The organism is Myxococcales bacterium (assembly GCA_016712525.1).
Classification (GTDB): Bacteria; Myxococcota_A; Polyangia; order Polyangiales; family Polyangiaceae; genus JAAFHV01.
In genome coordinates, this window is sequence record JADJQX010000006.1 from 859,356 (window position 1) to 883,570 (window position 24,215).

Consider the following 24,215-nt stretch of genomic DNA (forward strand, 5'->3'; position numbering starts at 1 on the left):
GTCCGGCTCGTCGTGATGAGGCGAGCCGGCGCGAAACGTGGTCTCATCGACGCATGATCCGCGAAACGGCACCGGGTGGTGGCGGCTATGGTCCGCCGCCGGGAGGGGGCGGTGGGTACGGCCCGCCAGGGGGCGGTGGGTACGGTCCTCCGCCAGGGGGTGGAGGGTATGGCCCGCCGCCGGGAGGTGGAGGAGGGTATGGCCCGCCGCCGGGAGGTGGAGGCAACGGTCCGCCCGGGGGTGGAGGGTATGGCGCGCCGCCGGGAGGTGGAGGCTACGGAGCTCCGCCGGGAGGTGGGGGTGGTGCGTACGGTCCGCCTCCGGGCGGTGTGCCCGCGCTGCCACAGCCGCCCGCGCCGGCCGGAAAAAAGAAGAGCTCTCTCGGGCTCCTCCTCGGGGTCGGCGGCGGTGTGCTCCTCGTCGGGATAGCCGTCGTAGGGTTTCTTGTGTTCGGCGGGAAAAAGAAGCGAGTTCTTCTCCCGGTCGACGCCAAGCTGATGCCCGGTGGAACGACGGAGGTCGCCACGCAGCTCATCGAGGCCACGCGCGAGACCGACGAGCGCGTCAAGAACGCCTATTTGGCGGCCGAGCTGGGCGCCGAGATGTGCAAGCCCGGCGCGCCGCACTACGCGAGCTTCCTCGAGCGCCTAGGCACCCGCACGCCCAAAGACGCCCGCGAGTTCTTCTTCGACAAAAAGGCCATCGAGCAGGCGAGGGAGGTGCTCTCGTGCGGAGGTCTCCTCGGCGGCTCGCTCGCGTCGCCGTACCAGACCATGCTCGCCTTCGAGGACGGCGACGGCAAGAAGCGGCGCGTGGGCATCGCCCAGGAGAAGCTCACGGGCCTCCCCGATTCGCTCGGGTTCGCGAAGCAGAAGTTCGGCGCGTCGCAGGGGTACTGCCGCACTCAGGACGCTCAAGGCAACACGACCGACTGCAAGGCCGACTCCCACGCGATGTTCATCGCCGAACCGAACTGGTTCATGGGCACCCGCGACTCGCTCGACGCCATGGCCGACGCCATGAAGAAGCCGAAGGAGGAGCTGACGGCTAGTGTGGCCTCGCTCCGCGACGCCGCCGGAGAGCTCGATGGGTTGCCGGTCGTGAGGCTCCAGGCGCAGCCGAAGTCGTCGAAGGAGTTCTTCATGATGCCCTGCACCTTCGGGGCGTTGAGCTCGTCGGCGCCCATGAAAGACTTCAACGACGGCTGCTTCCCGAAGGGGGTCGACAAAGCCATCGAGGCGATCGACGCGAAGCTCAAGGCCGCGGGCTACGAGTTCGACGGTGACTACGTGAAGGCCGGCGCCATCCACGGATCCATCGTGCTCGTGCTCCGAAACGCCGACTCGGCCAAAGAGGCCGAGAAGGACGTGAAGGAGATCGTGACCGACTGGAAGAGCCACGTCGAGGACAACGAGACCAAGCTCATTCGAGCGTCCCGCGAGTACCCGTACGACGCGCGCACGAAGCGCTTCGCGGCCATCGCCGACAACTACTTCGCGGCTCTCAAGGCCATGAAATACCAGCGAAATGGCCGCACGATCCGGCTCTCGTTCGCGAGCCAAATCTCCCCCGAGGACAAGGCCGGCCTCGAGGAGGCCGAGAAGTCGACCGCCGACAAACGCCGCGCCGTCGCCGAGATCGTCGAGGCCCTCCGAGACAAGAAGGCGATCCCTCAGAAGGCGCTCGCGAAGCTCGTCGGGGAGAGCTGGGCGAAGTACCTCGCGTCGCCTCCCCCCGAGGGTACGGCGGCGCGCGTGCCTCTCACGCCGGAGCAATGCGCGGACGCCGTCAAGAAGACGACGCCCATGAAGATCACCGACTTTACGACCTCCGAGGCGAAGACGTTCTTCATCCAGCTACGGTACGCGTCCTGCGCGAAGAACCCTCCCCAGGTGCTCGGGTGGCAGCGCGACTGCATCGCCCGCGCCGTGAAGGCCGCGGACCTCCAGGTGTGCGCCGCCATGAAGCCCACGAACGAGCCCGCCGACTCGGAGTACGGCGATCGCGCGCTCAAGAAATAGGCGACGCGGCGCTCACTTGCCCTTCGCGGCGGCCCTCGGGTCGAGGGCGTCGCGGAGGGCCTCTCCCACGAGGTTCGACGCGAGCAGCGTCACGAGCAGGAAAATACCGGGAAACACGAGGAGCCAATAGGCGTCCGGGCGGGCGCGCACGTCGCTCATGACCTGGCCCCACGAGGCGTACCGCCCACGATCTCCGACGTGCAAGAACTCGAGCTGCGCCTCGAGCAGCACGACGGTGCCGAGGCCGAACGTGGCCGAGACGATGGCCTGCCCGCGCGCGTTCGGCACGACGTGGCGAAAGAGCACGCGCATCGGAGAGGCGCCGAGGGCCCGCGCGGCCATCACGTAGTCTCGGGAGCTTACGTCGAGCACCTCGGTGCGGACGAGCCTCGCGACCTCGGCGAAGCGCGCCGCCACGATCGTGGCGAAGAGCGTCGTGAGCGACGGGTTGGGGAGCGCCGCCTGCACGCACAGCACGAGGATGAAGCTCGGCATGGCGCTCATGGTGTCGGTGAGCCTCTGCACGGCGAAGTCGAACGTGCCCCCGAGGTACCCGGCGACGGCGCCCAGCAGCGTGCCCAGCGTCACGTAGCCGACCACCGTGAGCAGCGCGAACCCGAGCTGCGTCCGCACGCCGTGCACCGTCTGAGCGAACACGTCTCGGCCCGAGTCGTCCGTGCCGAAGGGGTGCTCCCGCGAAGGCCGCGCGACCTTGTCGGGGCTGGTCCGTGTGGGCCCGAAGCGTACGGCCGGGAAGAGTGTAAATCCTTGATGCTGCTTCTCTATTTGCTGGTTATCGAGCCCCGTGAGCGAGCCCGGGTGCGTGATCGCGGGGAGCACGTAGACCGTGCCGTCGATGGTGCACAGGAGCGGGAGATCGGCGGCGAGGAGGTCGGCGAAGATCGACACGAGCGCGAGCATCGCGAGCACCAGCACCCCCGCGCGCGCGCGCCGCCGCTCCGTGAGGCGACGGAACGCGTAGCTCACCGTGCCTGGGGTCGCTCTCTTGGAGACGGCCGTCGTCGTGCCTTTCCGGGTCACGAGAGCCTCCCGCCGAGCTGACGCTCGCGCACCCGCGGGTCGAGCGCCCCGAGGGCTACGTCGCTGCCGATGAGCATGGCCGTGGTCACGCTGGCCGAGAGCAGCACGGTCGCGACGATCCACGCCGTGTCGTGGGCCTCGATCGCGCGCAGCGTCTCCCACCCCATCCCGCGGATCCCGAAGACCTCCTCGATGACGAACGCGCCGCCGAGCAGCGTCGGAAACTGGAACCCCGCCAGCGTGACCGTGGGGAGCACGGCGTTCCTCAGCGCGTGCACCACGGTCACTCGGAACGCGCTCACGCCCTTCGCGCGGGCCGTGCGCACGTAGTCGGCCTGAACGACCTCGAGGAGGCTCACGCGTTGGTGCCGCGACAGCGTGGCCGTAGCCGTGAGGGCGAGGGCGAGCACCGGTACGGCGACGCCGGCGTAGCTCCGCACACGCGCCATGGAGAAGAGGAGCTGCGCCACCCAGAAGGTCGGCAGAGAGTACACCGCGAAGAGCACGACGGTGACGACCCGGTTCACGCCTCTCCCGCGCCGCCACGCGGTGAACGCCCCGAGCGGCACGGCCACCGAGAACGCGAGCAGCATGGCGAGGGCGGTCATCACGAAGGTGACCGGCGCCCGGGCCCCGAGCTTCTTCGCGATGGGCTCGTTGTCGCGGCTCGAGAGCCCGAGCTTGCCGAGCGCCGCGCCCGTCATCCACTTCGCGTAGCGCGTGTCGCCGATGCTCGCGGTCATGCGCACCGTGCCCTCGCGCACGACGAAGTCCGACTCGTGGATGAACCACCACGACAGCCAGTCGCTCACGGCGCGCTCGACGTCGGCCTCGGACGCGTCCGGGGGGAGCGCCGAGGAGCGCTGCGTCGCGTGCGCGAGGAGCTTCGTGATGCGAGAGAGGGCCTCTTTGTCGCGTGTGCGCTGGGCCGCGTCGAGGAGCTCGGGCACGGCGAACGTGTCGACGATCTCGAGCTCGCGCTCCCGAGCCGAGGTGCCTTTCTGGACGTACCGGTCGACCATGCGCTTCACCGCCGGGCCGGTGAAGTCGGTCGAGCGAACGTCCCAGAAGCGCTTCCAGAAGAGGAAGGCCGTGTCGGGTCCGTCGTTCTCGGGGACGTCGAGGCCCATGCGTCGCGCGAGCGGAAGGAGCGCGACGGCCACGCGTCTACGCGCCTCGGGCGCGAGCCTCTCGAGCTCCGGGAGGGCATGGGGCAGCGCGGCCCCTCCGAGGCGTACGAGCATCGCTCCGGCCACGCGGGCCTCCTCGTCGTCGTTCGCGACGTGCGTGATGCAATCGTCCACGCGCGAGCGCACGTCCTCGGGCCTCACGTTGACCACCTTCGGCAGGTCCAAAAAGAGCTGACGCCGCCGCTCGTCGAGCTCGAAATAAGCCTCGGGCCGCGCGAGCAGGGCGAGGTGCTCCTCCGGTTTGAGCCGCGACGCCGGGTCGGGCAGGAGGGTCGTGATCAAGAACACGACGAAGCTCACCCCGAACAAGGTCGGGACCGCCCAGAGGGCGCGGCGCAGCGTGTACCGGAGCATCGTGGGGGTACTATCTCAAAAAGGCCTCGAAACGCGAAGAACGGCGTCTCCCGAACCGTGCCTCGGCCCCGAGGTCCGTGGTAGCCTCGGCCTCGCATGAACGACATCGAAGCGCTTGTGGCGAAGGCTCGTGAGTGGATGGCGAACGACCCTGACGCGGCGACCCGCGCCGAGCTCGAGGCGATCCTCGCGTCGCCGGATCTCGCGTCGACCGATCTCGCGGATCGTTTCGCGCAGACCCTCGAGTTCGGCACGGCGGGCCTCCGCGGCGTGCTCGGGGCCGGCCCGAACCGCATGAACCGCGCGGTCGTCCGCGTCGCCACGCACGGCCTCGCCGAGGCGCTGCTCGAACACGTCGACGCGCCGAAAACCCGTGGAGTCGTCATAGGTTACGACGGTCGTGTCCTCAGCCGGGAGCTCGCCGCCGACACGGCCTCGGTCCTCGCCGCGCGGGGGATCCGCGCCTACCTCTTCCCCGACCTCGGGCCAACGCCCCTCACCGCGTACGCGCTCACGGCGCTCGGCTGCGCGGCCGGCGTCGTGGTGACGGCGAGCCACAACCCGCCGGAGTACAACGGGTACAAGGCCTACTGGGAGAACGGCGCTCAGATCGTCCCCCCGGTCGACGTGCACATCGCGTCGGCCATCGCCGAGGCCCCGCCCGCGAAAGACGTCCCCTTCCTCCCGCTCGACGAGGCCCGCGCGAAGGGGCTCGTGGTCGACGTGCCCGCGACGATCGTGGAGCAGTACCTCGCCGCGGCCGCGTCCCTCGTGCCCTCTCGCGGGCAGCGCCGCGACCTTCGAATCGTGTACACCCCGATGCACGGCGTCGGCGGCGCGTCCGTGACGGCGCTGCTCGCGCGGCAAGGTTTCACGAACGTGCACGTCGTGAAGGAGCAGGCCGAGCCCGATGGGAAATTCCCCACCGTCGCCTTCCCGAACCCCGAAGAGAAGGGCGCCATGGACCTCGCGTTCGCCCTGGCGCGCGAGGTGGGCGCCGAGCTCGTGCTCGCCAACGATCCCGACGCCGATCGCCTCGCCGTGGCGGTGCCCGACGCCTCGTCGCCCACCGGATACTTGCAGCTTACAGGTAATCAGGTCGGTGTGCTGCTCGGACACCACGTCCTTTCGAACGACTCGGAGCCGAGCACGGCCGCGCTGCTCGCGTCCCTCGTCTCGTCGCCCATGCTCGGGGTCGTGGCGCGCGCGCTCGGCGCCCACTACGAAGAGACGTTGACCGGCTTCAAGTGGATCGCGAACCGCGCCATGCAGCTCGAGGCCGACGGGAAGACGCGGTTCCTCTTCGGCTACGAAGAGGCCCTCGGTTACACGGTGGGTCGCCTCGTCCGCGACAAAGACGGGGTGAGCGCCGCGCTCGCGTTCGCGGAGCTCGCGAGTGAGCTCGCCGCGGTGGGCTCGAGCGTTCGCGACCGGCTCGAGGTGCTCTACCGAAAGTACGGCCTCTTCGTGAGCACGCAGGTCAACATGACCCGCAAGGGGCAGGCGGGCGCTCAAGAGATCGCGGCCATGATGAACGGCCTCCGCGCCGCGCCCCCTTCGTCCATCGGCGGGCGCAAGGTCGTCGCGTACTCCGACCTCGAGGCCCAAGAGCGCACGGTCGACGGGAAACGCGAGAAGCTCGCGCTCCCCCCGAGCAACGTGCTCGTCTTCGAGCTCGAGGGTGGCAGCCGGGTCATCGCGCGCCCGAGCGGAACCGAGCCCAAGGTGAAATTTTACGTCGACGTGTGCGAGCCCATGACGGCCACCGAGCCCATGTCCGCCGCGAAGGTGCGCGCCGAGGGGACCATGAAGGTCCTCGCCGACGCGTTCGTGGCGCTCGCCGTGCCTTCCTGAGGTCGCACCCGGGCTGGATCGCCGTTTCCCCCTCCGCGCCGTCCTTTCCGGCGCGGAATGTGACCGGTCCGTGGCGATCTTTGTGGGGACAGGGCCCGTGGTTCGGCTACCTTTCGACGCTGACCCGAAGAAGGGCAGCATCTTCAGCGGACAGGGCCGACGCGCACGTAGCGAGAATCGGGAACGTTCGGAACTTGCGAGGGATCCCTCGCACCTTCATTTGATGTCCTGATTCCTACGCGACTGCGAGGCCACGATTGAACATTCTCACGTCTCTTGACCGCACCTCCGACTACTCCAAGCGCCAGCTCGAGGTCATCCTCGGGGCTTGGGTCCTCTCCGGGCTCGTCGATCGCAAGGCCGCGATCTCCACGCAGAACGGCGACGTCTCCGAGGACGACTACGACAAACGCTCCATCTACTCGCTCTTCTACGCGCTCTACCGGTCGATGGGCGACGTCCCGAGCGACAAGGGCACGCGCTACGAGCTGACGTTCAACACTTGGGGCTACACCTGGCCCGAGTCGTGGGGCCCTGCCCGAACGATCCGAACGACCCGCAGCTCTACGGCCGCAACGCGTACACCGGGCTCTACCAGTTCCCCGAGGTCAAAGAGTACGTGGCCGCGCGCGATGGCCGCGTGCACATCGTCGAGCTCGGCTGTGGCACGGGCGCGGGCGCCCACCACGTGTGCAAGAACGTCCTCCCGAAGGCGACGTACGAGGCCGTGGACATGCAGGCCGCCGCCATCGAGACGTGCCGCCGCAAACACGTCCCCGAGCTCGGCGGTCGCCTCCGCGCCACCTGCGCCGACGCCACCGACCTCTCGATCCGCTCGGGCACGGCCGACTTCGTCGCCGTCAACGAGACGCACGTCACCGAGCAGACCGGCATGGTCACGGTCGAGGACGAGCGCTTCTTCTCGACGGCCTACCGCCTGCTCAAGCCGGGCGGGTACCTCGTGTGGGGCAACGCGATCCCCGAGTCGACCTGGGAGCCGTGCTTCGGCACGCTCGCCGCACTCGGCATGAAGAAGCTCCACGTCCGCGACGTCACGAGAGAGGCCATTTTGGCCCGTGATCTCGATAAGGGCCGCGTCGACGCGTATGTTGCATACTGCATCGAACAGTTCTCCGGCTTCAAGATCCCGGTGCTCGGCGAGAAGCGCCGCCTCGAGGCCGAGCTCGCCATGAAGAACTTCTACCGAAACCCTGGCACGAACCTCTACGACCGCATGGTCGACGGGACCGACACCTACAAGGTGGTCTTGTTCCAAAAGCCCGCCTGACGGGCCTACGGGGGTGGACGGGAGCGCCGCCGAGCTCGGTGAAAGGCGCTCCTACGAGACGAGGGTGAGTCGTTCGGCTCCCCCTCGTTTCCTTTTTTCGCTCAGCTCTTCTTTTTCTCTTCGCGGAGCGCGAGCCCGGCGGCCGCCGCGGCGATCAGGGCGAACAGGAGCCCGAGCTTCCCGGAGCGCCCGAGCTTGGGCTTCGCCGGGGACTCGGGGGCGGCCTCGGACTTTCCGAGCCCCGAGTGTTTTTGCGCGGTGACGAAGAGCTTCCGATCGATGAGCTTCGGTGGCGTGGCGGAGAGGGTGCCGGCATCGGACACGCTCGCGTCCGGGGCCTCGGCGTCCGCGGCTCCCGCGTCGGACGCGCTAGCGTCGACGAGACCCTGCATCCAGCCTTGGGCTTCGGCGCGCTTCGGCTGCGGCCGCGCCGGCGGCATATACGTGTGCTCTTCTTTCTGGCCGTCCGTGTAGGTGTAGACGAGCTTCACGTTCTGGATCCGCGCCGGGAGCCCGCCGAAGGTGACCGTCTCGGCGACCTCCGCGAGCGGCGAGGCCTCTTTCACGAGGGCCCGCGCCGGCATGGCGTAGCCGGTCGCGTGCACGTGGGTGTCCTTCTGGAAGAACGCGGTACGATCCTCGGCCTTGATCTTCGAGAGCTCCTCGAGCTTCCACTCGCTGCGCACGAAGGCGGGCACCTTCTCGCCGGGGGTCTTCTTGAAGGCCTCGACGTCGAGCACGTAGATGCGGGTCTTGTCGTCGCAGAACTTGTACGGCTCGCGGGGGCTCTCGGGCGAGACGACGTCGTAGTTCTGGAGGTACTCGAGGTGGGGGTTGAGCTTCGGATCGAGGCCCATGCAGTCGGTCGGGAAAGCGACGACGTGCCCGTCGATGGGCTTCGAGAACGTGACGGCCACCTTGAGCGGGCGCCGCCCCTCGGGGAGGACGTCGGCCGAGGCCACCTGAGCGAAGAACAAGGAGGCGGTGAGGCTCGAGGCGAGCACCGAGGCGTTCACGAGGCGTTTCATCGGCGCGCACTCTCGCAGAGCTTTCGCCAGGTTTCCACGGCGAAACGCGCCTCTTCGGCCTTCGGGGGGCCGGGCCCGAAGCCCCCTCCGCCCCGCGCCCCGCTTCGGGAGAGCGTCGAAAATGGCGCCTTCGGGCGCGCTGATCTAGGGTCGCGTCGTGGTCATCCTCGAAGGCTTCGGGCTTCACGGCGGCAAGCCGGCCACGGTCACGCTCCGCGCGGCCCCCGGGCCGACCCATTTCGTCCACGAAGGTCGGGCTCACGCGCTGTCGTCGTTCGTCCCGTCGGGGGAGCGTCGCTCGACCGAGCTCGTCTCTCCGGCGCTCTCGGTGCGCACGGTGGAGCACCTCTTCGCGGCGCTCGCCGGCCTGTCTCTCTACGAGGGCGTCGCGGTCGAGGTCGTGGGCGACGAGCTCCCGCTGCTCGACGGTGGGGCCCGCGCCTTCGCCGAGGCCCTCCTGTCTCTCGGGGTCGCCCCGAGCTCACCGCGCCTCCGCGTCGCTCGTGATGCGACCCTCGAGCACGGGCGCACGCGCATGTGCTTCGAGGTCGCCGACGAGACGCACGTGGCGGTCGTCATCGATTTCGGCGATCCGAGGCTCGCCCCGACCGCGGAGTGGCGCGGAGACCCGGACGACTTCATCTCGCGCATCGCCCCGGCGCGCACCTTCGGGTTCGGCCACGAGGTGCTCGAGCTCGCCGACCGTGGCCTCGCCTCGCACGTGCCCCCCGAGAGCGTCGTCCTCGTCACCGACGAGACCATCCTCTCGGCCGGAAGGCCCCCCGAGAGCGACGAGGCCGCGCGTCATAAGCTCTTGGATCTCCTCGGAGATTCGTTCTTCTGGGGCGGGCCCCCGGTGGGTCGCTCGAGGTGCGAGATCCCGGGGCACGCGAGCACCCACGCGCTCTTCGCGCGCGCCATCGAGGCGGGCATCCTCGTGCGCACCCGCGCGTGACGGCCGTTCCCGGTTGACCCGCCCGAGGCCCAGGTGGTGAGGTGCCGCGGGTGGACGACAAGGCCAAGCGAAACGTGATGCTCACGGTGATGGTGGCCGCGCTCGGCTACTTCGTCGACATCTACGATCTCATCCTCTTCAGCATCGTGCGCGTGCCGAGCCTCAAGACGTTCGGCCTCTCGGGCGAGGCCCTCACGGACGTCGGCGTTCGCCTCATCAACTGGCAGATGGGCGGCATGCTCATCGGGGGCATCCTGTGGGGCATCCTGGGCGACAAGCGCGGCCGCCTCACGGTGCTCTTCGGCTCGATCCTCACCTACTCGCTCGCCAACATCGCCAACGGCTTCGCGCAGACGGTGCTCCAGTACGAGATCATGCGCTTCGTCGCGGGCATCGGTCTCGCCGGCGAGCTCGGCGCGGGCATCACCCTCGTGGCCGAGGTCATGCCCAAAGAGAAGCGCGGGATCGGCACGACGGTCGTAGCGGGCGTCGGCATCCTCGGCGCGGTCGTCGCCGCCCTCGTGGGCGACGCGTTCTCGTGGCGCATCGCGTATTTCGTGGGCGGTGGGCTCGGCTTGGGCCTCCTCCTCGTTCGCGTCGGGGTCACCGAGAGCGGCATGTTCCGCGTGGCCAAGGCCTCGGGCGTGCGGCACGGCGACTTCTTCGCGTTCTTCCGCAACGGGAAGCGCCTCCGCCGTTACCTCGCCGTCATCACGGTCGGCGTACCCGTCTGGTACGCGGTGGGCATCCTCGTCACGTTCTCGCCCGAGATCGCGAAGGGCATGGGCCTCACCGAGCTGCCGAAGCCCTCGACGGCCGTCATGCTCATGTACATCGGCCTCGCCATCGGCGATTTCGGGAGCGGCTTCTTGAGCCACCTCTTGAAGAGCCGAAAGCGCGTGCTCGCGGGGTTCCTCGGCCTCTCGTCGCTCGCGACCGTCGCGTATTTCACCGTCGGCCGCACGTCGCTCGTCGCGTTCTACGCGGTCGTCGTCGTGCTCGGTGTCGCCTCCGGCTACTGGGCGGTCTTCGTCACCGTGGCGTCCGAGCAGTTCGGCACCAACATCCGCGCGACGGCCACCACCACGGCGCCGAACTTCGTGCGCGGCGCGGTCGTGATCGTCACGTCGAGCTTCCAGGCGCTCAAGGGGCCGCTCGGCGTCGTCGGGAGCGCGGCCCTCGTGGGCGTGGTCGTCCTCGTGCTCGGCTTCGTGTCGCTCCTCGGGCTCGAAGAGACGCACGGCAAAGACCTGGACTTCGTCGAAGAATAGTCGAATGAAAACGGGGGCTTGCCCGCTTGGGCAGCCCCCGCATGATCGAGCCTCGTGGGGCTTCAGTTTACCGTCGGTAGCCGCGCTTCGCTCGGTCGCAGCTCGCCACGCGCGCGCGCCTCTTTGCGCTGGAGCGCGGCCTTCACGAACCGCGCGAAGAGCGGGTGCGCCTGCGCGGGGCGGCTCTTGAACTCGGGGTGGAACTGGCACCCGAGGAAGTGCGGGTGATCTTTGAGCTCCACGATCTCGACGAGCTTCTGATCGGGCGACGTGCCCGACAAGACGAGACCCGCCCCCGTGAGATGATCGCGGTACTCGTTCGCGAACTCGTAGCGGTGGCGATGGCGCTCGCTGATCTCGGTCGTGCCGTAGGACTGGGCCGCGAGCGAGCCGGGCGTGAGCACGCACGGGAACGCGCCGAGCCGCATGGTGGCGCCCTTGTCGCGTTTGTCGCGCTGCTCGGGCATGAGGTCGACCACGGCGGTGGGGCATTGCGGGTCGAACTCGCTCGAGCTCGCGTTCGCGAGGCCCGCCACGTTGCGCGCGAACTCGATCACCGCGAGCTGCATACCGAGGCAAATGCCGAAGAACGGGATCTTGTTCTCCCGCGCGTAGCGGATCGCCTGGATTTTGCCCTCGACGCCGCGATCCCCGAAGCCGCCGGGGACGAGCACCGCGTCGAGGTGGTCGAGGCGGCCGGTGGTGCCGTCGCGCTCGATGTCCTCCGAGTCGATGTACTCGAGCTCGAGCTTGCAGTCGTTCTCCATGCCGGCGTGGACGAGGGCCTCGTGGAGCGACTTGTAGGCGTCGCGGAGGTGCACGTACTTGCCCACGACGCCCACGCGCACCTGCCCGCGGGTCGGCCGCGTGAAGCGCTCGACGATGCGGCGCCACGCGCTCACGTCGGGCTGGCGCGTCCAGATGTTGAGGCGCTCGACCACGAGCTCGTCGAGGCCCTCGGCGTGCAGCGCCAAGGGGAGCTCGTAGATGCAAGATACATCGACCCCGGAGATGACGGCCTCGACCGGCACGTTCGTGAACATGGCGATCTTCTCGCGCGTGCTCCGGGTCATGCCCGTCTTGGTGCGGCACAAGAGGATGTCGGGCTGGATGCCGATCTCGCGCATCTCCTTCACGGAGTGCTGCGTCGGCTTCGTCTTGATCTCGCCCGCCGTCTCGATGAAGGGGAGGAGCGTCACGTGCAGCGAGAGCGCGTTCTGCGGGCCGGCCTCGAGCTTGAGCTGGCGGATCGCCTCGAGGAACGGGAGCGACTCGATGTCGCCGACGGTGCCGCCGATCTCGACGATAGCCACGTCGACGTGATCGGTGGCCTCGCGCACGCGGGCTTTGATCTCGTCGGTGATGTGCGGGATGACCTGCACCGTTCCGCCGAGGTACTCGCCGCGGCGCTCCTTCTGGATGACCGCCTCGTAGATGCGCCCGGTGGTGAAGTTGTTGGTCTTCTTCATGCGAGCGGTGGTGAACCGCTCGTAGTGACCGAGGTCGAGGTCGGTCTCGGCGCCGTCGTCGGTGACGAAGACCTCGCCGTGTTGGTACGGGCTCATCGTGCCCGGGTCGACGTTGATGTACGGGTCGAGCTTGACGTGCGTCACCCGGAGGCCGCGCGCTTCGAGCAGCGCGCCCACCGAGGCCGAGGCCAGGCCCTTGCCGATCGACGACACCACCCCCCCGGTGACGAACACGTATTTCGTGGGCTTTCGGCTCATCGGGGCGCGTTCCATGACACTCCTCGCCGAAAGCTGCGACCCGAAAGAGGCCCACTTCCGACGTCCTTCGGGAGGGCCGGATACCACACCGCGTGACGCGATGCGAGACTCGCCGTCGTCGATCGCGAAGCACGCCCGGATCGTTTCACGGCGGAGCCTCGGCGTGCACCTCGCCGCGCGCGCGCGAGCCTACAAAAAGCGACGAGGCAGCCCCGAAGGGAGCCACCTCGTCGACACGACCTCGCCGTGAAACACTCTAGAACGCGTAACCCGCGCCGAGGTTGAAGGTGAACGGCACGAGGGTGCCGCCCGTGAACGGGATGAACCCGATCTCGAAGGGGCGCGCCACGGCGAAGAAGCCCTTGCCGGGCCCCTCGACGAGCGGGAAGAACCTGCCCTCGACGCCGAAGCCGAAGTGCGCGCGCAGGTCGATGTCGCCGTAGGCCGGGCCGCCGTAGCCGTAGGGCGCGATCGTGAGCTCCATCTCCTTGATGGGGATCGCGATGTCGTACCCCATGCGGAGCACGGTCGCGGCCGCGAAGCCCGTCCGGAAGAAGAACTTCTGCGCGCCGCCGATCACGAAGCCCTCGTGGGAGCCGTTGATGTGGTACCCGCCCGAAAACTCCATCGGGAAGGCGGTGCCGCCGAAGGTGTTCAAGAACGCGGTGAAGCCGAGGACGTTGCCCTGGACGTAGCCCGCGCCGCGGCTCGATTGGGCGCTCGCGCTCGACGAGACGAGGAGCGTCGCGCCCGCGACGAGACCGGCAGCGAAAAGACGTGAGAGAGCTTTCATGCCCCGAGGCTACATGCAGAGTGCAACCCGGGGGAAGCCAAAAGGCCGCCTTCTAACCTAAAAAGAACGGCAAAATCAGCTGCTTAGAATGCATATCCTGCGCCGACGCCGAACCCGTAGAGCACCGGCGTCGTTCCGCCCGAGCCCGGCAAGATCGTGATCTCGAAGGGCCGCGCCATGGCGAAGAACCCGTTGCCCTCGATGGGGAAGAACTTGCCCTCGACGCCGAACGACATCGCGGCGCGCGCTCCCTGATTGTTGAATCCGTAGAAGACGCCGGCCGCTCCGTACGGTGCGATGGTGATCTCCATGCGCCCGCCCCGGATCGGGATGGCGATGTCTCCTCCGAGCCGGAGCTGGGACATGCCGCCGTCGAACCCGCCGCCGAAGAGGAAGACCTGGCGGAAGCCGATCACGAAGCCGTCGTGGCGGCCGTTGATGTGGCCGCCGAAGTCGAAGTCGAACCGGTACGGTGTGGTGCCACGGTAGCCCGAGTTGAGGGGGGCGCCGAAGCCGAGCACCGTGCCGCCGACGTAGAGCGGGTCGCGGGTCGAGGTCGCGGCGTGGGCCTCGGTCGGGAGAAAAGCCGTGCAAAAACCAGCCAGTGCGACGGTGAGCCCGAGCTTCGCCAAGGTCTTCATGCGCTGCAGCATCGCAAACTCGAGCGGGGAGGGGAAGGTGGTCACCCGACCGGCCGACGATCCGCGCCGTCACTGGTGCAGGGGATCCACCCACCCGGTACCACCTGGATCCATAACGAATTCATGAAGTTAGCGCTTGCGTGTGGGCGCGTTCGCGGCCCACGATGAACGCATGACGGAAGCCTTGCCACGACGCCACGGTGCACGCGCGAGCCGAGCGCTCGCACTCACCGCCGTGCTCGCCGGTCTCGCGCTCGCGAGCTGCGCTGCGCCGGCCCAAAACGATGACGACCTCGTCGACGAAGTATCGGCCGATCTCACGCAGCAAGAGCTCGCGTGCGAAGGGTACGACACGGCGGCGGCCCGCAGGATGGCGCAAGCGGGAGGGCGCCGCGAGGGGATGCGGTCGCAGAAGCGCTGCTACCGCTACGTGAAGCAGCACCTCGAGTCGGCGGGCTACTCCGTGCCCGGAGACGTGGCCTCGGGAGGCCGCTACGCCGGGAGCGCGTACCAGTTCACGACGTGGGCGCGCCAGAACCCCGCCGCGCTCCGTCGCCTCGGCTTCAAAGAGGTGAAGCTCAAGCTCGGCGAGGCGCCGCCTCAGGGCGCCATCATCGTGTGGGGCCGAGGCGAGTGCGGCTACAGCAAGTCGCACGGCCACATCGAGGTCGTGAGCACGGCCGACGGGAGCCGCGCGTGCAGCGACTTCTGCGGCCGCGTGAAGACGTCGCGCCGGTGCGGCATCCCCGACGTGTTCATCCCGGTCCGCGCCGACGGGCAGCCTGCGCCCGAGTGCAACACGCCGCCTCCGCAGGGCGAGTCGTGCGTAGGCCTCGCCGACGGGTGGTACTGCAGCGCGCGGTCGGACTACTCCGCGTACGAGTGCAAAAACCAGCAGGTTGCCCTGGGCTACCAGTGCGCGACCGGTAAGAAGTGTGTCTACTCCGGGCAGAGTCGCCAGGCGACGATGCAGAACGGGCTCCCCCAATGCCGCTGATCACCACCTTGAAGCAGCGCCGCTTCGTCGTCGTCCCTCTCGCGCTCGTGTCGGCGGGCGCCCTCGTGTTCGCCTGCTCGTCCGGCGGAGACATCGCCCCCGTGCCGACCGGTGGCGGCCAAGGCTCGTCCTTGCCTCCGAACGAAGAAGAGGTCGTCACGCCGATCTCGCCGCAAGAGCAGGCGCCCTACAACGCCGACGAGGTGTGCGCCTCCCAGTGCTTCGCCGACTTCGGCGGTGGCGCAGCGCTCCTCCAGGCGCTCGACGACTGCAACGTCGAGAAGTGTTACGCCGACGAGGACGACGACAACACCGCCGAGGCCTCGTGCGCCGCGATCGGCTCGGGAGCGTCCCAGATCACGTACGGGCTCGCCGAGCGCGACCGCTGCCTCTCGCGCTCGTGCTGCGCCGAGGCCACGGCCTGCTCGAAGAACGCGTCGTGCTCCTCGCTCGCGAGCTGCATCGAGCGGTGCCAAGTCAAGCTATAGTCGACGTGTGACCCACGACCCGAGAGAGGGCTCGTCGCCCGATCTCGGGGGCGAGCACGAAGGCCCGAGCTCGCTGCCGGCCTCGTCCGACCCGATGGTCGTCGCGGGGCGCTTCGAGCTCGGCGCGCCGCTCGGGGTGGGCCGGCGCTCGTCCGTGATGCGCGCGCGCGATCGTCGGACCGGCTTTCCCGTCGCGGTGAAGCTCGTCTCTTCTGGGGACGGGCGCGCCGTCGACGTCGCTCGTGTCGCGGCCGAGGCCGAGGCCCTAGGGAGAATGGCCTCGCGCCACGTGGTGACCGCGCACGAGCACGGCGAGGACCCCGTGCTCGGGGCGTACCTCGTGCTCGACGTGGTCGAGGGCGTACCCCTCGGACCGAACGTGCTCGGGAGGCCTTTTTTGCCGCACGAGGTGCTCCGTGTGGCGCGAGGTCTGCTCGCGGGCCTCGCCGCGTCGCACGCCGCCGGCATCGTGCACCACGACGTGCGGCCCGAGAACGTGCTCGTCTCGGGCGAGCGGCTCGAAGGGGCCGTGTTGGTCGATTTCGACGCGTCGAGCGCGGTGCGCACCCGGGGCGAGCCCTTGCGTGGCGTCGCGCCGTACGTGGCGCCGGAGCGCCTCGCAGGAGCCCAGGGCGACTCGCGCAGCGACGTGTTCTCGGCGGGCGTGCTCCTCTTCGGGCTGCTCGGGTACCCCGGCACGCCCGAGGAGGGGCCGTTCGCCGTACCGCTCTCCGCGGTGCCGAAGCCGCTCTCGACCGTGCTCGAGCGTATGGTCGCGCGTGACCCGGCGGCGCGCTTCGCCACGGCCACGGACGCCCTCGCCGTCGTGCTCGATCTCGACACGGCGCCCATCGAGGACGGCGTCGATCCGCGGGCGCTTCCTCACGTCGCGGTGGCGGGCTCGGAGGGCCCCTCGCGGGCGAGCGGAGCTCCGGTCGAAGGCTCGGTAAACATTGGGCTTTTTCGCCTTTCGGGGGATCCGCTCGTCGCCCTCCGCGAGTGCCTCTCGCAGCTCGACGTGGTGCTCCTCGGGGCCCTCGCGCGGCGCCCGTCGGAGGTGGGGCGCGTGGCGAAGCTCGTGCGCGCCAGCCTCGAGCTCTCGTTCGGCGAGGCGGCGTCGTGGGCCGAAGGCTCGGAGCTTTCTCGCGCGTTCGCCGCGGCGCTCCTCGGGGCACGGGCGCGGCGCTCGTTCACGATCGTGCGAGAGCTCGACCCGGAGGCGCTCGACGTCGAGACCCACGCGCTGCTCGCGACGCTCGTCGGGGTGCTCGCGACCCCGTCGTCGAGCCTGTCCGCGCTCTCGGTCGTGCGTCGCGCCTCGGCGAGGCTGCGCGCCGAGCCCGGGACGGTCCGTGCCTCGCGCGCGACGCTGCTCGTCGCCGAGGCCGCCCTCTCGGTCATGGCCGAGTCTCGACCCGCGCGGTCGGCGATGGGCGAAATCGAGGTCCTCTCGGCGCAGAGCGAGGGGCACGCCGTCCCGCCGCTCGATGCGCTCGCGAGGGCGCTTTGGCTGGGCCAAGTGGCGTCCAACGAAGATCCCGTGGTCGCGCGCGAGGCGCTCGAGAGGGCGGCGAAGGTGGCGCTCTCCGCGAAGAGCGCGCTGCTCGAGGCGCGCGTGCTCTCGGAGCTCGGGAGGCTCCTCGTGCAAGACGGCGCGACCCGAGAGCTCGGGACCGGCTGGCTCGTCCGCGTCGAAGAGCTCGCGGCGCACGGTGATGCGCCGACGTTCGTCCACGCGAGCCACCACGACCGCGGAGGTGCGTGCCTGCTCCGTGGGCGCTACGAGGACGCGGCTCGTCACTACGCCAAGGCGAAGGACGTGCTCTCCGACGAAGGGGAGACCGACGGCACGATGCTCTCGGTGGCGAGCCTCGTCCTCACCGAGCTCTCGTGCGGAAGGCTCCCCGAGGCGCTCGAGACCGCCAAAGACCTCGTCGAGCCGAGGCTCGCGACGTGTGACGCGCGCACCGCAGCCTTCGCGTTCTTCGCGCGCTCGCAGGTGGCCCTCGCGTCCGGAGACAGGAGCCGCGCCCACCGCGACGTAGAGCGCGCACGAGACTACGCCGCGAGGGTCGCGCGTGGTGCGAGGGACGCCGTCGGCCTCGTGGAGATCGCGGCCGCCCTCTTGCGCGTGCTCGAGCCCGAGCCGCCTTCGGGTCCGTCCCTGTCGGGCACGCTGGGCGCCCATCGCGGCGGCGCCGTGCGCTTTTTGCCCATTCTCCGCGCGATCGTCGCGAGGGTCCCGGATGCCTTCGTCCGCGTCCCTCTGCTCGACGCGATCGACGGCGCTCTCCGCGATTTCGGGGGCGCGGAGACGACCGAGCGCGCCACGTTGCCCCCGCCGGAGGCGACCACCGACGGCCCGCCCCCTCGCCCCTCGGGATGACGCCGCGCGGCACCGTGTCGGCTGTCGCGCATTCCGTGCGCCTGTGGCAGAGTCCCGCGCCATGGAAGCCACCGGAAAAAAGAGCCGCCTCGGCATCGTCGGCTACGACTCGTTCCACTTCGTCGTCGAGAACATGGAGCGCTCGCGCAAGTTCTACGCCGACAGGCTCGACTTCAAAGAGGTCGCGCGCGCCGGCGACGAGCTCGCCTCGCGTGGCGGGCAGGCGTCGACGGTGTACGGCGCGGGCGACGTGCGGGTGTGTGTCTCGTCGCCGCTCACGCAGGCCTCGAAGGCCGCGCGCTACCTGAAGCGGCACCCGGCCGGCGTCATGAGCCTCTCGTTCCGCGTCGAGGATCTCGACGCGACGATGGCCTTCCTCGAAGAGCGCGGCGGCACCTTCCTCGCCGATCCCCTCGAGGACAAGGACGAGAAGGGCGGCACGTACCGCTCGGTCGAGATCGCGACGCCCCTCGGTGACGTCGCCTTCCGTTTCGTCGAGCGTAAGGGCTACGCGCGCTTCGCTCCGGGGTTCGCCGACGTGGGCCCGGGCAACGCGAGCCAGCCCGAAAATGCCTATGGTATCCGCAACATCGACCACGTCACGTCGAACGGGCTCACCATGCAGCCGATCATTGCATGGTACAAGGACGTGCTCGGCTTCGAGCCCTTCTGGGACGTGAGCTTCCACACGAAGGACGTGGCCAAGGAGCGCGCGTCGGGCTCGGGGCTCAAGTCGATCGTCATGTGGGACCCGGGCAGCGGCGTGAAGTTCGCCACGAACGAGCCGCTCCGCCCCTTCTTCCGCGACTCGCAGATCGCGAAGTTCGTCGACGACAACGCGGGCAACGGCGTGCAGCACATCGCGTTCGCGGTGACGAACATCCTCTGGTCGGTCGAGGAGCTGAAGGCCCGCGGCGTCGAGTTCATGCCGACCCACCCGGCGTACTACCAAGACCTCCCGGCGCGCCTCGCGAACCTCGGGATCACCAACGTGGCCGCCGAGCTGCGTGAGCTCGAGCGCCTCCAGATCCTCGTCGACGGCGCGCACGACAAGTACATGCTCCAGATCTTCATGCGCGAGGCCGCCGCCATGTACGACGAGAGCCGCGCCGGCCCGTTCTTCTACGAGATCATCCAGCGCGCGGGCGACGAAGGGTTCGGCTACGGGAACTTCCGCGCCCTCTTCGAGAGCATCGAACGGGCTCAAAAAGCCGCGCAAAACGGCTAATTCGCCCCATCACGGGAGGCTTTGGAGCCCGCCGAGCCTCCCGTCGCGCGCGGGCACGTAGCCGCTCGCGCGCGAGGAGAGCACCACCACGTGATCCTCGTGCACCACGGGCAAGAGGTACGCGCGGTCGTGCACGAGCCGCTCGAGGCGCGCGTACACGGCCGCTCGCGCCGACGTGTCCAGCACGGAGTCGCCCTCGTCGAGCAACGCGTCGAGCTCGGCGTCGCGGACGCGCCCGCGGTTCGAGCCCACGGGAGGGACGTTCGAGCCGTGCAAGAAGGTGCGGAGGACGTTGGGCTCGATCACCTCGGGGAGCTGCAAGAGCGCGAGCTCGAAGTCGCCTTTGCCGAGGCGCGCGAGCAGCGTGCCGAGCTCGACCGACACCACCTCGACGGTCACGCCGATCTCGGCGAGCTCTTCGGCCATGACCCGCGCGAGCAGCTTGCGTGCGCGATCCGTCGAGACGAGCAGCGTGAGCGTCGGGTGCTCTGCCGAGGCCTCGCGGAGGAGCGCGCGGGCGGCCTCGACGTTCCGTGGCTCGCTCGGAAAATCGCGGGGCGCGGCCCAATGCCCGGGTGGGAGCACGGCGTCCGCGGGGCGTGCATGACCGGCGAAGAGCGCACGCGCGAAGAGCTCTCGATCGAGCCCGAGGGAGATCGCGCGCCTCACCTTCGGGTCGGCGAGCGCGCCTCGATCGCAGCGCGGCAGGAGGTAGGTGACGCTCGCACCCGGGCGTGTCACGACCCGGAGGCCGGTCCCCGCGCGTGTGTCCTCGAACGAAGGGAGGAGCGTGGGAGAGAAGGCGTTCTGCACGACGTCGGCCCGGCCCGCGTGGAGGCGCAGCGCACGTGCGTTCTCGTCACGTACGGCCCGTAGCACGACGCCGTGGGACCCCGGCCTCGAGGGCTCGAGCGCGACGAACCCCTCTCCGAGGCGCGCGACCTTGTACGGGCCGAGCCCGTCGAGGGTGCCGTCGGGGGCAGGGGGACTCGCGGCCTCGTCGGCGCGGAGCACGGGCAGCTCGAGGTCGGTGAGGAGCGTCGCGTGTGGCCGCGACAGCGTGAAGGTCACGTCGAGCGGACCGTCGGCCTCGACGCGCTCGATCGTCTCGAGGACCTTGGCGTGGCGCGAGGCGACCGCGGGCGCCTTGAAGGCCGATATCGTGGCGACGACGTCCCCCGCGGCGAGCGGCTTGCCACCGTGAAATCGTGCGTCGTTTCGGAGCTTTACGTGAAGCTTGAGCGGGCCCTCGAACGTGTACGAGGCCGCGAGGACCGGCACGGGCGCGAGGGTCTCCGGGTGGATCCCGAAGAGCCCCGCGTGGAGGAGGCGCGTCGCGCGGAGGCCTACCGCGTCGGTCGCGTACCGCGGATCGAGCGTCTCCGGGGGGCTCGTCACGAGCACCTCGAGGGGCCTCTCGCCGCGCTCGGGTGCGGTCGTGCAGGCGGCGCTCGCGAGCGTGAGCCCGAGCCCCACGAGCGCTCGGGCTTTCCACCCGGCCCGAGTGAGGCTAGACCCTCGGCCATGCGACGTGGAGTTCTCGCGGGCCTCGTCTTCGCCGTGGTCCTGACCGCTCGGCACGCCTCGTCCCAAGGGGGCGCGGGCGACGAGCCATCCGCCAAGGGGGGCGGCGGGCAGGGAAGCGTGCCCGAGCTCGTGGCGGCCGTGCGCGCCCTCGCGAAGGACAAGTCCTTCCGCGACGCCCAGGTCGGCATCGAGATCATGGAGATCGACTCCGGCGCGGTGTGGGCTTCGCACGGAGAGCACACGGCGTTGAACCCGGCGTCGAACGCCAAGGTCTTCACCGCCGCCGCCTCGCTCGCGCTCCTCCACGGCTCCTTTCGTTACCAGACCACGCTGAGCGGTGCACTGAAAGGCACCACGGTCGACGGGCCGCTCGTGCTGCGCTCGAACGGCGACCCGTCGCTCCAGACCGAAGACCTCTACGGCCTCGTGCGCGATCTCGTGGCGCGCGGCGTGAAGAAGATCGAGGGCGACATCGTGGTCGACCAGCGCTTCTTCGACGGCGAGACCACGCCGCCCGCGTTCGAGCAGCAGCCGAACGAGTGGGCCTATTTCCGCGCGCCCGTGAGCGCCGTCGCCATCAACGAGAACACCGTCACGCTCCACGTACGCCCCACTCAAGACGGGCAGAACGCTCACGTGTCGTTCGATCCGCCCGGGTTCGTCGACATCGACGGGGCCGTCAAGACGAAGGGCTCCGGCGCCGACACCGTGGGGCTCGCGCTCGCGCCGAACGGAAAGAGGCTCACCGCCAAGCTCTCGGGGGCCGTGGCCGAGGACGCGAAGCTCGTCCACTACGTTCGTCGCGTCGAGGATCCGACGCTGCTCGCGGGGTACGCGCTGAAGTCCGTGCTCGAGGATCGTGGCATCAAGGTCACGGGCGACGTGAAGCCGGGGCAGGGCGGCGGCAAGGCCACCGTGCTCGCCCGTCACGAGTCGGCGCCCCTCTCGTCGCTGCTCTATTCGCTCGGAAAACAGAGCGATAACTTCTACGCCGAGATGATCTTCAAGTCTCTCGGGGGCGAGCGCAAGGGGCGCCCCGCGAAGAGCGCCGACGCCGCCGAGGTGGTCACCAAATGGCTCGCGGCCGGCAATATGCTCGAGCCCGGCACGGTCATCAAGAACGGCTCGGGGCTCTTCGACGCGAACCGCGTCACGGCCCACGGCGTCACCCTCGTGCTCCGTGACGCATGGAACGATCCGTCGCGCCGCGCCGAGATGGTCGCCGAGCTCGCCATCGGCGGCGTCGACGGCACACTCCACAAGCGCTTCCGAAACCGCGCGAAGCACATGGCCATCCGCGCGAAGACGGGCACCCTCGACGACACCATCGCGCTCTCGGGCTACGTGCTCGCCCCGCCCGGCAAGAGCCCCGTCGCGTTCTCCATCTTGTTCAACAAGGTCTCGGGCAAGGGTGGCGCCGCGAGGTCGGCGGCCGACGAGCTCGTCGAGAAGGTGCACGACAAGCTCTGGTCCCACGGCGGCTAAGTCGCCGAATCAAAAGGGGAAACAGGCTTCGCTGTGTCGGCCGCGGTGGCGTTCGCGCGCCTCCCTGGGCCCGGGTTGGGGCCGTCGGGGGCGCGCGCGCCGCTCGAGTGGCTCAGTCCCTCATGTGCTTGCGGAGCTTGCCCAAGGCTTGCTCCTGGAGCTGACGGATGCGCTCGCGCGACAGGTTGTACTTGTCGCCGATCTCTTTCAGCGTGAGCTCGTCCTCGTCGTCGAGGCCGAAGCGCCAGCGGATGATGCGCGACTCGATCGGCGTCAGCGTCGACAAGAGGCGCCGCACCTCTTCGCCCCACTTCTGGGACACGAGGCTCTCGTAGGGCGAGACCATGTTCTCGTCCTGGAGGAAGTCGATGAACTTGCGGCCGTCCTCGTCGCCGACCGGGCGATCGAGCGAGAAGGGCGTCTCCGCCCACGAGCCCTTCACCTTGTCGAGCTTCTCCTTGGGGATGCCCGTCTCGTGCTCGAGCTCGGCGAGCGTAGGCTCACGGCCCATGCGCGCGACCACGGCCTGCGTGGCGCGGGCGACGCGGTTGTGCGTGTCGAGCATGTGCACGGGGATACGGACCGCGCGGCCCTTGTCGGCCAAGGCGCGGCTGATGGCGTGCCGGATCCACCACGACGCGTACGTCGAGAACCGGTAGCCACGCGTGTGATCGAAGCGCTCGACCGCCTTCATGAGGCCGATGTTGCCCTCTTGAATGAGGTCGATGAGCGGCAGTCGACCGCGGTTGTAGCGGCGCGCGATCGACACGACGAGGCGCAGGTTCGCCTTCACGAACTTGTTCTTCACGGACTTCGAGCGGAGGCTCGCCGTCGTGATGCTCGAGAGGAACTTCTTGTACTGGGGCGTAGCCGGGAGCTTCGCCGTGAGCGACACCTGCGAGTCGGGCACGACGGCCACGCCCTCTTCTTCGCGGTCCTCTTCTTTGTCGACGGGCGCCGTGCCGAGCTTTCGCACCGTCTCTTCGGCGTGCTGGATCCAGAGGCGATCGCTGTCGGCGAGGCGGATGGCGCGCGCGAGGGCCGTGGCCGTCTTGGCCCACTTCTTCTCGCCCTCTTTGGTGAGCTTGCCCGCTTTATCGAATGTTTTCCGGAGCTTGCGGAGCTCTTCGAGCTGCGGGAGATCGAGCGCGTCGTCCCCCGTGGGGAGGTCGGCCTCGAGGGAGTCGAGGGCGAAGCCCGCCGCCGGGAGGTACGCGAGGATCGCGACCCAATGATCGACCTCGGCCTGCTCCACCTCGATGGCGGTCTCGAGCTCCTCGTCGGGGCCCATGACGTTGTGCGTGGCCATCTCGCGGAAGTAGCGGGCGAGCATGGAGTCGCCGCTGCCCTCGTCGGAGGCCTTCTCCTTCGGCGGCGGGGCGAGGCTGTCGGCGTCGATGTCGAGCTCGATGCCCGCGGGCTCGGCCTCGACCTCGGCCTCGAACTCGTCCTCGAGCACGGCCTCTTCGACCGGTGCCCCCGCGTCGTCGTCGGCCACCTCTTCTTCTTCGACCGCCGGAGCGAGCGCGTCACGAGGGGGCGCGGCGTGGGCGGCTGCGGTGCTCTTGCTCTTGCTCATGGGGGAGTCCTTGCGTGGGCGGGCGGAGGAAGAGGGAAGGAAGGCGGGCGTGCGAGGCGGAGGCGAGTGCGAGGCAGAAGAGCGAGGCGAAGAGGCGAAGCGAGACCGGTGCTCGCGCGTGGGCACATCGACCGAGGTGCAGGCGGTCGTGGCGCCGTTCGAGGTGGCGCCGTCGAGGCCCTTATTTCTCCGGGGATGCCGTCGAAATGTGCAACCTACACTTTGACAACGAGGCGGTTCGGGTTCAGAGCTAAGCGCGTCCCCCATTTGGGGACTTCCAAGCGTATCGAGGGGAAGCAGCGGCGGTCTTCGGGGGCACGAGAGGCTCGGGCTCCGAAGAGCATACGTGGCCTCGCGCCCGC

Annotated in this window: 18 protein-coding genes; 10 read left to right on the forward strand and 8 right to left on the reverse strand. The window is 69.3% G+C overall.

The features are described from left to right. Positions 1 to 53 precede the first annotated feature (53 nt). The gene (locus IPK71_15570) at positions 54 to 2,021 is read left to right on the forward strand and encodes a hypothetical protein (protein MBK8215158.1); all 1,968 of its coding nucleotides are present in this window, start codon (positions 54 to 56) and stop codon (positions 2,019 to 2,021) included. 12 nt (positions 2,022 to 2,033) lie between these two features. Here the strand turns inward: IPK71_15570 and IPK71_15575 are convergent, their stop codons facing one another. Next, the gene (locus tag IPK71_15575) at positions 2,034 to 3,062 is read right to left on the reverse strand and encodes an ABC transporter permease (GenBank protein MBK8215159.1); all 1,029 of its coding nucleotides are present in this window, start codon (positions 3,060 to 3,062) and stop codon (positions 2,034 to 2,036) included. Continuing rightward, positions 3,059 to 4,606 carry an ABC transporter permease gene (locus IPK71_15580; GenBank protein ID MBK8215160.1) on the reverse strand — a complete coding sequence of 516 codons (1,548 nt, stop codon included), beginning with the start codon at positions 4,604 to 4,606 and terminating at the stop codon, positions 3,059 to 3,061. The genes IPK71_15575 and IPK71_15580 overlap by 4 nt, the downstream gene beginning before the upstream one ends. 96 nt (positions 4,607 to 4,702) lie before the next feature. On the opposite strand from IPK71_15580, the gene IPK71_15585 reads away from it, so the two are divergent. Together IPK71_15585 and IPK71_15590 are read left to right on the forward strand one after the other, a co-directional pair. Then, entirely contained in the window at positions 4,703 to 6,460 is a 1,758-nt protein-coding gene (locus IPK71_15585) for a phospho-sugar mutase (protein ID MBK8215161.1), read from the forward strand. A 502-nt stretch (positions 6,461 to 6,962) separates the two neighbouring features. Beyond that, positions 6,963 to 7,748 (forward strand): class I SAM-dependent methyltransferase, encoded by a 786-nt coding sequence (locus tag IPK71_15590; protein ID MBK8215162.1) that lies wholly within the window; start codon positions 6,963 to 6,965, stop codon positions 7,746 to 7,748. Positions 7,749 to 7,849: 101 nt separating this feature from the next. On the opposite strand, the gene IPK71_15595 is transcribed toward IPK71_15590, so the two are convergent. Continuing rightward, positions 7,850 to 8,776: a hypothetical protein gene (locus IPK71_15595; GenBank protein MBK8215163.1), complete on the reverse strand. Its 927-nt coding sequence runs from the start codon at positions 8,774 to 8,776 to the stop codon at positions 7,850 to 7,852. Positions 8,777 to 8,933: 157 nt separating this feature from the next. Here IPK71_15595 and IPK71_15600 point away from each other — a divergent pair, with 157 nt between their 5' ends. Together IPK71_15600 and IPK71_15605 are read left to right on the forward strand one after the other, a co-directional pair. Then, a complete protein-coding gene (locus tag IPK71_15600; protein MBK8215164.1) occupies positions 8,934 to 9,731 on the forward strand; it encodes a UDP-3-O-acyl-N-acetylglucosamine deacetylase in 798 nt (265 codons plus the stop codon). A gap of 77 nt (positions 9,732 to 9,808) precedes the next feature. Next, the gene (locus tag IPK71_15605; GenBank protein MBK8215165.1) at positions 9,809 to 11,002 is read left to right on the forward strand and encodes an MFS transporter; all 1,194 of its coding nucleotides are present in this window, start codon (positions 9,809 to 9,811) and stop codon (positions 11,000 to 11,002) included. Positions 11,003 to 11,064: 62 nt separating this feature from the next. Here IPK71_15605 and IPK71_15610 read toward each other — a convergent pair whose 3' ends face one another. The 3 genes from IPK71_15610 to IPK71_15620 all read right to left on the reverse strand — a co-directional run bounded on the left by IPK71_15610 (position 11,065) and on the right by IPK71_15620 (position 14,163). Next, positions 11,065 to 12,729, reverse strand: a complete 1,665-nt coding sequence (locus IPK71_15610; GenBank protein ID MBK8215166.1) for a CTP synthase — start codon at positions 12,727 to 12,729, stop codon at positions 11,065 to 11,067. Between the two features lie 256 nt (positions 12,730 to 12,985). After that, positions 12,986 to 13,522 (reverse strand): hypothetical protein, encoded by a 537-nt coding sequence (locus IPK71_15615; GenBank protein ID MBK8215167.1) that lies wholly within the window; start codon positions 13,520 to 13,522, stop codon positions 12,986 to 12,988. An 83-nt stretch (positions 13,523 to 13,605) separates the two neighbouring features. After that, positions 13,606 to 14,163 carry a hypothetical protein gene (locus tag IPK71_15620; protein ID MBK8215168.1) on the reverse strand — a complete coding sequence of 186 codons (558 nt, stop codon included), beginning with the start codon at positions 14,161 to 14,163 and terminating at the stop codon, positions 13,606 to 13,608. 172 nt (positions 14,164 to 14,335) lie between these two features. On the opposite strand from IPK71_15620, the gene IPK71_15625 reads away from it, so the two are divergent. The 4 genes from IPK71_15625 to IPK71_15640 all read left to right on the forward strand — a co-directional run bounded on the left by IPK71_15625 (position 14,336) and on the right by IPK71_15640 (position 19,262). After that, positions 14,336 to 15,160, forward strand: a complete 825-nt coding sequence (locus IPK71_15625; GenBank protein MBK8215169.1) for a hypothetical protein — start codon at positions 14,336 to 14,338, stop codon at positions 15,158 to 15,160. Next, positions 15,151 to 15,648 (forward strand): hypothetical protein, encoded by a 498-nt coding sequence (locus IPK71_15630; protein MBK8215170.1) that lies wholly within the window; start codon positions 15,151 to 15,153, stop codon positions 15,646 to 15,648. The genes IPK71_15625 and IPK71_15630 overlap by 10 nt, the downstream gene beginning before the upstream one ends. Positions 15,649 to 15,655: 7 nt before the next feature. Then, on the forward strand, positions 15,656 to 18,034 hold the full coding sequence (locus IPK71_15635; GenBank protein MBK8215171.1) for a serine/threonine protein kinase: 2,379 nt from the start codon (positions 15,656 to 15,658) through the stop codon (positions 18,032 to 18,034). Between the two features lie 61 nt (positions 18,035 to 18,095). Then, positions 18,096 to 19,262, forward strand: a complete 1,167-nt coding sequence (locus tag IPK71_15640; protein ID MBK8215172.1) for a VOC family protein — start codon at positions 18,096 to 18,098, stop codon at positions 19,260 to 19,262. 9 nt (positions 19,263 to 19,271) lie between these two features. Here IPK71_15640 and IPK71_15645 read toward each other — a convergent pair whose 3' ends face one another. Continuing rightward, positions 19,272 to 20,738, reverse strand: a complete 1,467-nt coding sequence (locus IPK71_15645) for an ABC transporter substrate-binding protein (GenBank protein ID MBK8215173.1) — start codon at positions 20,736 to 20,738, stop codon at positions 19,272 to 19,274. Between the two features lie 48 nt (positions 20,739 to 20,786). On the opposite strand from IPK71_15645, the gene dacB reads away from it, so the two are divergent. Then, positions 20,787 to 22,274 carry a D-alanyl-D-alanine carboxypeptidase/D-alanyl-D-alanine-endopeptidase gene (gene dacB / locus IPK71_15650; GenBank protein MBK8215174.1) on the forward strand — a complete coding sequence of 496 codons (1,488 nt, stop codon included), beginning with the start codon at positions 20,787 to 20,789 and terminating at the stop codon, positions 22,272 to 22,274. Positions 22,275 to 22,386: 112 nt separating this feature from the next. On the opposite strand, the gene IPK71_15655 is transcribed toward dacB, so the two are convergent. Then, positions 22,387 to 23,853 carry a sigma-70 family RNA polymerase sigma factor gene (locus IPK71_15655; protein MBK8215175.1) on the reverse strand — a complete coding sequence of 489 codons (1,467 nt, stop codon included), beginning with the start codon at positions 23,851 to 23,853 and terminating at the stop codon, positions 22,387 to 22,389. Positions 23,854 to 24,215 lie beyond the last annotated feature (362 nt).

Excerpts from the sequence above, each read along its gene's own strand:
- IPK71_15605 (MBK8215165.1), top strand. The coding sequence starts at position 9,809 with ATGCTCACGGTGATGGTGGCCGCGCTCGGCTACTTCGTCGACATCTAC.
- dacB (MBK8215174.1), top strand. The coding sequence starts at position 20,787 with ATGCGACGTGGAGTTCTCGCGGGCCTCGTCTTCGCCGTGGTCCTGACC.
- IPK71_15620 (MBK8215168.1), bottom strand. The coding sequence starts at position 14,163 with ATGAAGACCTTGGCGAAGCTCGGGCTCACCGTCGCACTGGCTGGTTTT.
- IPK71_15615 (MBK8215167.1), bottom strand. The coding sequence starts at position 13,522 with ATGAAAGCTCTCTCACGTCTTTTCGCTGCCGGTCTCGTCGCGGGCGCG.
- IPK71_15655 (MBK8215175.1), bottom strand. The coding sequence starts at position 23,853 with ATGAGCAAGAGCAAGAGCACCGCAGCCGCCCACGCCGCGCCCCCTCGT.
- IPK71_15610 (MBK8215166.1), bottom strand. The coding sequence starts at position 12,729 with ATGAGCCGAAAGCCCACGAAATACGTGTTCGTCACCGGGGGGGTGGTG.
- IPK71_15640 (MBK8215172.1), top strand. The coding sequence starts at position 18,096 with ATGGAAGCCACCGGAAAAAAGAGCCGCCTCGGCATCGTCGGCTACGAC.
- IPK71_15630 (MBK8215170.1), top strand. The coding sequence starts at position 15,151 with ATGCCGCTGATCACCACCTTGAAGCAGCGCCGCTTCGTCGTCGTCCCT.
- IPK71_15595 (MBK8215163.1), bottom strand. The coding sequence starts at position 8,776 with ATGAAACGCCTCGTGAACGCCTCGGTGCTCGCCTCGAGCCTCACCGCC.
- IPK71_15625 (MBK8215169.1), top strand. The coding sequence starts at position 14,336 with ATGACGGAAGCCTTGCCACGACGCCACGGTGCACGCGCGAGCCGAGCG.
- IPK71_15585 (MBK8215161.1), top strand. The coding sequence starts at position 4,703 with ATGAACGACATCGAAGCGCTTGTGGCGAAGGCTCGTGAGTGGATGGCG.
- IPK71_15580 (MBK8215160.1), bottom strand. The coding sequence starts at position 4,606 with ATGCTCCGGTACACGCTGCGCCGCGCCCTCTGGGCGGTCCCGACCTTG.
- IPK71_15570 (MBK8215158.1), top strand. The coding sequence starts at position 54 with ATGATCCGCGAAACGGCACCGGGTGGTGGCGGCTATGGTCCGCCGCCG.